General features: G+C 61.5%; 1 protein-coding gene. It reads right to left on the bottom strand.

All coding sequences use genetic code 11. From position 1 onward, the window contains the following. Window positions 1–7: 7 nt before the first annotated feature. A complete protein-coding gene (locus tag J1M87_RS26890; protein ID WP_374222430.1) occupies window positions 8–1186 on the bottom strand; it encodes an IS30 family transposase in 1179 nt (392 codons plus the stop codon). Window positions 1187–1243 lie beyond the last annotated feature (57 nt).

Raw genomic sequence — 1243 nt, 5'->3', positions numbered from 1 at the left:
GGCAGTTTCAAGCGGTCGTTGCAACGATTAGCTCGTTGATCACTTTTGCTGGTGAGTTCCAGCCTAGCGTTCGGCGGGGGCGGTCGTTGAGTTCGTCGGCGACCGCTTGAAGCCGCTCTGCGGTATGCGTGGAGAGGTCTGTGCCCTTCTTGAAGTATTGCCGCAGTAGCCCGTTGGTGTTTTCGTTCGTGCCACGTTGCCAGGGACTGTGGGGGTCGCAGAAGTAGATGGCCATGTTGGTGGCCATCGTGATCTCCGCGTGCCTGCGCATTTCCATGCCTTGATCCCAGGTCACCGACTGTTTGAGCGTGTCCGGCATCGATCGGATCGCGGCGATCATCGCATCTCTGACGGCGTCGAGGTTGTGTGAATGTGGCAGGTGCAGCAGCATCGTGAATCGGGATGTGCGCTCGACCAGGGTGCCGATCGCCGATTTGTTTCCGGCGCCCAGGATCAGGTCGCCTTCCCAGTGCCCAGGGACTTTGCGGTCTTCGACGTCGTCGGGGCGCTCGGAGACCAGCGTCTTGTCGGGAATGTGGTGGGCATTGCTGGGCACTCGCCCATGCTTGCGGCGATGTGCCCGGCCGGTCCGGAGCGCGTCGGCGACCTCGGCTTTGAGTTCGCCTTTGGCTTGGACGTAGATGGCGTTGTAGATCGTTTCGTGCGACACGTGCATCTCCGGCCGATCGGGGTAATCGATCTTCAGTGTCGCCGAAATCTGTTGCGGTGACCATTTTTTCCGGAGGCGGCGAACAACTTCCGCGCGGAGTTCACTGTCGGGATCGGCAAGCTTCGCGGTCTTGGGTCGGCGGGCGCGTGTATCCGCTCGCTGCTGCGCGGATACCGATCGGTAGGTGCCACCGAGGTTGGTGTTGCGGCCGAGCTCGCGAGAGACGACCGACTTGTCGCGACCGATGAGATCGGCAATGTCGGTCTGAGACAGCCCCATCGCCCGGCCGATAGCGATCTCTTCTCGTTCGGACTGAGAAAGGAATCGCCCGCTGGGTTCGGACCGGATCCGTTTGGCCCCGCGGACGATTCCTTTCCTCTGATCTGTCCACCGCATTCCCGTGGACCGACTGACGCCGGCGGCCGCCGACGCAACGATCACTGACGCGCCCGAATCTCGCATGGCATGGAACCTAGCGACTATCTCTGCTCGGTTCGGGATGACACGTCGGGACATCTGCTCCACATCTCCTCAGGTCAGGAGCTGTGTTGCAACCATCACTTGAAACTGCCC

Origin of the sequence: Rhodococcus sp. KRD162 (genome assembly GCF_017168335.1) — a bacterium.
GTDB lineage: Bacteria > Actinomycetota > Actinomycetes > Mycobacteriales > Mycobacteriaceae > Rhodococcoides.
This window is presented reverse-complemented; position numbering and strand designations above follow the sequence as displayed.

Coding starts and splice junctions, on each gene's coding strand:
- J1M87_RS26890 (WP_374222430.1), bottom strand. CDS start 1,186: ATGTCCCGACGTGTCATCCCGAACCGAGCAGAGATAGTCGCTAGGTTC.